We start from the raw sequence: 8,277 nt of genomic DNA, 5'->3' as shown, positions 1-8,277 counted from the left end.
TAAAAGTGGGGGGATTACCACCTGACCGTCTACCAGTTCGAGCCCGGCGGCAAATACTGCTATTACTACGCGCACCTGGAGCGCTATGCCGACGGCCTGGCGGAGAAGCAATCGATCAAGCGTGGCCAGGTCATCGGCTATGTCGGCAGCACCGGCAACGCCAATCCCGCCGCACCGCATCTGCACTTCGAGATCCATCGGCTGGGGCCGGAAAAACAGTGGTGGAAAGGCGAGGCGCTCAACCCCTATCCGGTATTGCATGGGGACCAACCCCTGCAATGAAGCAGTCGCACCAGTGGGTCTGGCTAGGGCCTGCGCCTGTGGCTCAGCGCCGCCATCGGCCGCAACGCGTGCGCGCCTGCGGGGCCTGGATGGCAGAAGTGATGGGACCGCATCTGCAACCGCTTTTGCGATAAGCAGCACGTACATCGGCGCAGCGTGCTGCGCCGATCCGCAGTCATGCACAGCGAGCCCTTTGCATTGTGTACTTCGCAGCACATGTGCGGCGCTGATGTTGAGTGCATCGCATGCCGGTCGACTCGATGACGCAGCAAGCTACCTCACGACAATTGATGTCTCCATGCATGACGTGCCGGTTTGCGCACTCAGCGCGGCTGACGAACGTCCCTGTTCGGCAGCGCGATTTCCTGCAGTCGGCTGAAAATCGGAATACGAAAAAGCACAGGCACCTTTCGCAAGATGCCTGTGCCCTAGCGCAATCGCAGCGAGCGTTGCAAACGCCCGATGTCGCTTCAGATCAGAACGTGTAGTTGAAGGTCAGCATGCCGTTGCGCGATGCGCCCCACGCGCCATAGCCATTGTTGAACTGCGCGTAGTAACGCTTGTCGAGCAAGTTATCGATGTTGAGCTGCACCGAGAACTGCGGCGACAGGCGATAGCGCGCAAATGCGCTGACCAGTGCATACGCGCTCTGCTGGAAAGTGCCATACACAGGGTCCACATAGTACGAACGGTTCTGCCAGTTGACCCCACCACCGACGGTCAGATCGCTCCACGCGCCCTGCGGGGTGTAGCTACTGAACAGCTTGATGGTGGTGCGCGGCAGTTGCGTGTTGATCGAGGCACCGCTGTCGTCGCGTGCGGTGTAGTGCGAGGCGCCCAAGGTCGCGTTCCAGCCCTGGGCCAGGCGGCCGGAGAGTTCGAAATCGAAGCCTTCGCTGACCACACCGTTGGCAGCGACGTAGGCAAAATCGCTGCTGCCCGGCACCAGGGTGCTCGTCGCCACACCCAGGTTGTCCTGCTCGATGCGGAACAGGGCCAGCGAGGCATTGAGCTGATCATCGAACCAGGCCGCCTTGACGCCAGCTTCGTAGCCCTTGCCACTCAACGGATCCAGGTAGCCGCCAGTGGCATCGCGCAAGGTCTGCGGATTGAAGATCTCGGTGTAGCTGACGTAGGTCGACCAGACATCGTCGATGTCGTAGACCAGTCCGGCGTATGGAGTGACTTCGGTCTGGGAGTCGGAGAACGGCACAAGCCCCTGGGTCCCGGCGTTACGGCCATCAATCTGCCAATCGGTATAGCGCGCGCCCACCAGCAAGGTCAGCGGATCGGCCAGCGAGAACCGTGCAGCCACGTATGCGGCTTTCTGCGTGACGGTGCCTTCGCTCTGTACCGTGCGCGGGCTCCAATTGGGCTCCGGGTACGCGCCGTTCCAGCCCAGGTAGCTGTCCAGCGGTGCTGGGAAGTCGAAGGTACCGTTATTGACGTACTCGCGGCGGTTGTAGCTGGCGCCGGCCACCAGCTGATGCTCGCGGCCGAACAGCTGGAACGGACCTTCCGCATAGACATCGGCACCATCGGCCTTGCGCTCGGTCTGGTAGTTGCCCGAATACGGCACCACGCCACCGCCGGTGGTGCGGTCGAAACCAAAGATCGTGTAGTACGGATAGAACAGGTGGTTCGTCGCTTCGGTCTTTTCGTGGCTCACATTGGCCTTGAGGGTCCAGCCGCTGTCGAAGCTCTGCTGCAGGCTGGCGAAGGTGCGCTGCAGACGCGTGTCCCAGAACGTCCAGTCGGCCGCCTGATTGAACGAGCGCTTGTAGTCGGTACGCGTGCCATCGCTGTAGAACAGCGGGAAGCCGCCCCAGGTGACATCGTCCGATTCCTTCTTCTGGTACTCGTAGCCCACGCTCAACAGCGTGCTCTCGGTGAGGTCGGCATCGATGATCGCCGAGCCGATCTTCTTGCGCAGATTGTAGCGATCCATGTCCGATTCGCCGTCCTGATACACGCCTACCACGCGTGCGCGCACGGTACCTTCAGGGCTCAGCGGCACGGTGACATCGGCCACGCTGCGGGTCTTGTTGAAGTCGCCGCCGCCCACCGACACGGCGCCGGTGAAGTTGCGGCTCACTGCATGCTTGCGCACCAGATTGATCGAGGCCGACGGGTTGCCCGAGCCGGTCAGCAGACCGGTCGCACCGCGCACCACTTCCACGCGGTCGTACAACGCCAGGTCCAGCGCCGAATCGCCGTAGCTCCACGCCTGCTCCATGTAGGCCGGGATGCCATCGAATTGGTAGTTGTCGATGTAGAAACCACGCGCATAGAAGTCCAACCGTTCGCTGTCATTCTGCGAAGCGGAGATGCCCGTGACGTTATTGAGCACGTCGGTGATGCTCTGCAGGTTCTGGTCGTCCATGCGCTCGCGGGTGATCACGGTGACCGATTGCGGAATCTCGCGCAGCGCCAGGTTCATGCGCGTCCCGGCGGAGGTTTTTTCCACCGTGTAGCCCTTGACCTGCTCGCCCTGCACATTGAGCCGATCCAGGGTGGTGACCTCCGCGTCGCCGGCCGGCGTCTCGGCCAACGCCTGCCCTGCCGACAAGGTGCACAGCGCGGCAAACACCGCATGCGACAACGCGCGCGGGCGCAGCGCAATGGGAAGGAGACGCATTACGGTAGGACGATTCATCACAGCTCCGGCACAGACAGTCGAGGGCATCCATCACGGCAGCGCCGGACGGCGAACAAAGGGGAGGACGCGCCACGCAACCGCGGCAGCGCACCATTTTAATGGGAATGATTCACATTTTAAATAGCCGGATTGGCATTTATTTGGCACCGCTTGCCACAAGCGAGCGCTACCTCAGATGGAAGCGTGTTTTGCAACTCCCGGTCCAACCGCAGCCATTTCAGCCTAACTCGCATGGGCGCGACACTCGGAGCGGGAGCTGCTGCTGAACAGGTGGCTGATGCAATGACGGAACGCGCTACGACGGGAATCACATGACAAAATGCTGGGTAGCTATCGCACTACTGCTGGTGTGCGCGCCGGCAGTGCGTGCTGCGGAGCCTGGAAAAACGCCGTTGAATGACGCTTGCCGGGTCCCCGGCAATGCCGTACACGAGGCGGGTCTTGTGCAGATCGGAGGCATCCAGCAATGGGTCACGATCGAGGGCCAGGACTGCCGCAATCCCGTGGTGCTGATCGTCCATGGCGGGCCGGGCAACCCCAACACGCCGTTCGCGCATCGCCTGTTCGGCAGCTGGACGCGCGATTTCACCATCGTGCAGTGGGACCAACGCGGCTCCGGCAAGACCTACGCGGCAAGCAAGCCTGCCGACGGCGAGCCGCTGACCATGCAGCGGCTGACCCTGGACGGCAGCGAGGTCGCACGCTATGCCTCGCAACGGCTGGGCAAACCCAAGCTCATCCTGATGGGCGGGTCGTGGGGCTCGGCACTGTCCGTCACTATCGCCAAGGCAAATCCGAACCTGTTCCACGCTTATGTCGGCACGGCGCAACTGGTCAATTATCAGGACGACATGGCGTCGAGCTACGCCAAGACGCTGAGCCTGGCCCGCGCAGCCAGCGATGCGGATGCGATCGGCAAGCTGGAGAAGATCGGCCCGCCGCCATGGACAAACCCACGCAACTTCGGAGTCCTGAGACGCCTGACGCGCAGATACGAAGCCTTGAGTACCGACCCGGCGCCGGAAGACTGGTTTACCTTCGCGGCGGAGTACGACACGCCCGACTACCGCGCAGCCTATGAGGCCGGGGAAGACTATTCCTTCCTGCAGTTCGTCGGGCTGGCAGGCGACGGCATGGGCCCGCAGATCGATCTGCGCACACTCGGGCCGCAGTTCGCCATGCCGGTCTATCTGATTCAGGGCGAACAGGATCTGGTCACTCCGGCGCAAATCAGCAACGCCTATTTCGATGGTCTTTCTGCACCGAGCAAGGAATTTCTCCTGCTGCCACGCACAGGACACGATCCCAATCCGCCGATGATGGACGCACAGCTGAAGGTGCTGACCAGGATCCGCGCAGCGGCGCTGGCCAACGACGCGCACTGAAACACGCAAGGCGTCCGTTGAACGATGACCGACCGCGCATCGCTCACGGGATCCAACAAAAAGCCGGCTTTCGCCGGCTTTTTCTTTCAAGCACCACGCAAGGCGTTACAGCGCCTTCGCTGCGGCCACCACGTGCTCTGCGGTGATCTTGAAGTACGCATACAACTGGTCGGCCGGCGCCGAGGCACCGAAGGTGTCGATGCCGACGACATCGCCATCCAGGCCCACGTACTTGCGCCAGAAGCCGGTCACGCCCGCTTCCACCGCCACGCGCTTGCGCACGGCGTTCGGCAGCACCGACTCACGGTACGCAGCGTCCTGGCGATCGAACACATCGGTCGACGGCATCGACACCACGCGCGTCTTGAGGCCGGCCGCATCCAGCGTCTTCTTGGCTTCCACTGCCAGACCGACTTCCGAACCGGTGGCGATCAGGATCACGTCCGGCGTACCGCCTTCGGCATCGGCCAGTACGTAGCCACCGCGTTCGATCAACTTGATCTGCTCGGCGCTGCGCGGCTGATGCTGCAGGTTCTGGCGGCTGAAGATCAGGCAGCTCGGGCCGTCCTTGCGGGTGATGGCCGCCTTCCAGCTCACTGCCGATTCCACCGCATCGCCCGGGCGCCACACATCGTTGTTGGGGATGTAGCGCAGCGAGGCCAGGTGCTCCACCGGCTGATGGGTCGGGCCGTCTTCGCCCAGGCCGATCGAGTCATGCGTGTACACATGAATCGCATGCGCCGGGTTCAGCGCGCTCATGCGCACGCCATTGCGGGCGTAATCGCTGAACACCAGGAAGGTGGCGTCGAACGGAATGAATCCGCAGTGCAGCGCCAGACCGTTGGCAATGGCGGTCATGCCGAACTCGCGCACGCCGTAATACACGTAGTTGGCGTCCGGGTCGTCGGTGGCGACCGACTTGCTGGCCTTCCACAAGGTCAGGTTGGAATGCGCCAGATCGGCCGAGCCACCGATCAATTCCGGCAATAGGGGCGCGAACGCTTCGATCGCCAGCTGCGAGGCCTTGCGCGAGGCGATGGTCTGGCCCTCTTCCTGCGCCTTGGCGATGTAGGCATCGGCCTTGGCGATGAAGTCGGCCGGCAACTCACCGTGCGAGCGACGGGTCAGCTCGTCGGCTTCGCTGGCGTACTGTTTGGCGTACTTGTCGAACAGCTGTTCCCATTCGGCCTGACGCAAGGTACCGGTGCCGCCGGCACGCCAGCCGGCGTAGATCTCTTCGGGAATTTCGAACGGGCCGTACGGCCATTCCAACGCCTTGCGCGCGCCTTCCAGTTCGTCCTTGCCCAGCGGAGCGCCATGCGAGGACTCCTTGCCGGCCTTGGTCGGCGCACCGAAGCCGATCTTGGTGCGGCAGCAGATCAGCGTGGGCTTGTCGGTATTTTCAAGCGCCGTCTCGATGGCGGCCTTGATCTTGTCGGCGTCATGCCCGTCCACATCGCGGATCACGTGCCAGCCATAGGCCTCGAAACGCGCCGGGGTGTCGTCGCTGAACCAGCCGGCCGTATTGCCGTCGATGGAAATCTGGTTGTTGTCCCAGAACGCCACCAGCTTGCCCAGGCCCCAGGTACCGGCCAGCGACGCCGCTTCGTGCGAAATGCCTTCCATCAGGCAGCCGTCGCCCATGAACACCCAGGTGCGGTGATCGACGATTTCCAGCTCCGGGCGGTTGTAGCGCTGCGCCAGCAACTTCTCGGCCAGTGCAAAGCCCACCGCATTGGCAAAGCCCTGCCCGAGCGGGCCGGTGGTGGTCTCAACGCCGGGAGTTTCGCTGCGCTCGGGGTGACCGGCGGTCTTGCTGTGCAGCTGGCGGAACTGCTTGAGCTGTTCGATCGGCAGGTCGTAGCCGGACAGGTGCAGTAGCGCGTACTGCAGCATCGACCCATGCCCGTTGGACAGCACGAAACGGTCGCGGTTGAACCACTGCGGATTGTTCGGGTTATGCCGGTAGAAGTCGTTCCACAGCACTTCGGCGATATCGGCCATGCCCATCGGCATGCCGGGATGACCGGACTTGGCGGCTTCGACCGCGTCTGCGGCAAGAAAACGGATGGCGTTGGCCAGCTGGCGGCGGGTGGGCTGGGTCATGGGCGTCTATGGAAGCGGAGGGAACACCGCTGGAAGCGGAGGCGCCTATTCTCCCATACACAGCGTTACGGGAATCGGGAGTCGGGAATGGGGAATCGGATGCAGCGTTGCGAGTTGGTCGATGGACTCAGCTTCGCGCCACCCTGGCTCGCGCCTCACCCTCGCACCAGCCCGCTTTACCCATTCCCGACTCCCGATTCCCTATTCCTCGCCCTTGGCCACCAAGGTCGTCAGCGCCAGATCGCCGGTCACGTTCAGCGCCGTGCGGCACATGTCCAGAAAGTGGTTGACGCCCAGGATCATGCCGATACCCACCGGGTTGACCCCGACCATCGCGCAGATCAGCGCCACCACCGGCAGCGAGCCGGACGGCACGCCAGCCGTGCCGATCCCGCCCAGGATGCAGACCAGCATCACCATGAATTGCTGGCCCAGGCTCAGGTCCACGTTGAAGAACTGCGCCAGGAAGATCACCGTGACGCCTTCGAAGAGTGCGGTGCCGTTCTGGTTGGCGGTGGCGCCTACAGTCAGCACGAAACGCGACACGCGCGGCGGCAGGCCCATCTCGTCGGCCACACGTAGCGCCGTTGGCAGGGTCGCGTTGCTGGAGGCGGTCGAGAACGCCATCACCGTCGCTTCCTGGGTCTGGCGGAAAAAGCCCAGCGGTGAGCGTCCGGCGAATTTCACCGCAATGCCGTAACTGACCACCATGTGCAGGCCCAGCGCCAGCACCACCACGCCCACATAGGCGCCCAGACGAATCAGCAGATCGAAGCCGAACAGCGCGGCCAGGTTGAACATGAAGCACGCCACCGCGTACGGCGCCAGACGGATCACCAGCCCGATCAAGGTCATCGAGATCTCGAAGACCCCCTCGATGCCGCGCCGCAACGTGGCGACCTTTTCGTCTTCGGTCAGCACCATGCCCACGCCGAACATCACCGCAAAGAACATCAGCGACAGAATCGCGCCATTGCTCGATGCCGCGGCAATCACGTTGCTGGGGACGATCGACAGCAGCATGTCCATGCCCTGCGGCTGCGTGTCGGAGCTGGAAATGATCTCGCGGGTGCGCTCGGCGTTTTCCTGGATCAGCTGGTTGGCCAGTTGCGGGTCCACCCCCGCGCCGGGCTTGAGCACGTTGACCAGCACCAACCCCAGCAACACCGCCACACCGGACAACACCACGGTATAGCCCAGGGTGCGCCACCCCACCCGCCCGAGCGCGCGGATGTCGCCCATTTCGGAAATACCCATGACCAGCGCCGAGAACAGCAGCGGCACGATCAGCATGAAGATCAGATTGAGGAAGACCTGCGAAAACGGCGTGGTGACGTACTTGGTCGCCAGACGCACCCACTCGGCGTCGCTGCCGGCCAGGTAGTAGACAGCCAGACCCAGCAACAGGCCAACGGCAAAGCCAATGCCCATCTTCCAATGCAGGGGCAGGCCCGGGCGGCGCGCGGCTGGGGATGCTGTCATCTGGTCAGGCCTTGGTGGACACAAAGACCGGAGCTTAACAAACGCCATGGATGCGGCCACCTACCCGGGAGTCGCCCAGGCATCTGCCTGCGCGTAGGGGTCCTCTCGATGTTGGGTCATGCAGGCGTTGGAACTGGCAATCCGCCAGACTGTTCGGCACCTGTGTGCGGCACGGAAATCTCGTAGCGGCGCTCATATGTCGTCAGATGCCTCAGGTCGAAAGCCTGGCGCGGCGGGTGCGCGGTGCCTCGCCGTCGCCGGACACGCCGTGAAACCGTCCCTAGGGAAGGTCTGAACAACGAGACCTGACAGGGCGGAAGGTGGCGTCGTTCCGAAGAGTGGCTTTTGGAACTTCGGAATTTC

The 8,277-nt window shown here is 63.1% G+C and carries 3 protein-coding genes and 2 pseudogenes; 2 read left to right on the top strand and 3 right to left on the bottom strand.

Annotated features, from left to right (window positions below):
* Positions 1-21 precede the first annotated feature (21 nt).
* A pseudogene (locus J7360_RS19910) lies at positions 22-282 on the top strand (M23 family metallopeptidase); the annotation flags it as partial.
* A 475-nt stretch (positions 283-757) separates the two neighbouring features.
* Here the strand turns inward: J7360_RS19910 and fhuE are convergent.
* Positions 758-2,938: a ferric-rhodotorulic acid/ferric-coprogen receptor FhuE gene (gene fhuE / locus J7360_RS19905; RefSeq protein ID WP_209034610.1), complete on the bottom strand. Its 2,181-nt coding sequence runs from the start codon at positions 2,936-2,938 to the stop codon at positions 758-760.
* Positions 2,939-3,252: 314 nt separating this feature from the next.
* Here fhuE and J7360_RS19900 point away from each other — a divergent pair.
* A pseudogene (locus J7360_RS19900) lies at positions 3,253-4,185 on the top strand (alpha/beta hydrolase); the annotation flags it as partial.
* 246 nt (positions 4,186-4,431) lie between these two features.
* Here J7360_RS19900 and tkt read toward each other — a convergent pair.
* Both tkt and J7360_RS19890 read right to left on the bottom strand, forming a co-directional pair.
* The gene (tkt, locus tag J7360_RS19895) at positions 4,432-6,432 is read right to left on the bottom strand and encodes a transketolase (protein ID WP_209034608.1); all 2,001 of its coding nucleotides are present in this window, start codon (positions 6,430-6,432) and stop codon (positions 4,432-4,434) included.
* A 201-nt stretch (positions 6,433-6,633) separates the two neighbouring features.
* The gene (locus J7360_RS19890; RefSeq protein ID WP_022558578.1) at positions 6,634-7,914 is read right to left on the bottom strand and encodes a dicarboxylate/amino acid:cation symporter; all 1,281 of its coding nucleotides are present in this window, start codon (positions 7,912-7,914) and stop codon (positions 6,634-6,636) included.
* Positions 7,915-8,277 lie beyond the last annotated feature (363 nt).

The organism is Xanthomonas sp. D-99 (assembly GCF_017746145.1).
In the GTDB taxonomy this organism is placed as follows: Bacteria; Pseudomonadota; Gammaproteobacteria; order Xanthomonadales; family Xanthomonadaceae; genus Xanthomonas; species Xanthomonas cissicola.
Note: the sequence above shows the minus strand (reverse complement) of the source record. Positions and strands in the feature narration are given on the sequence as shown.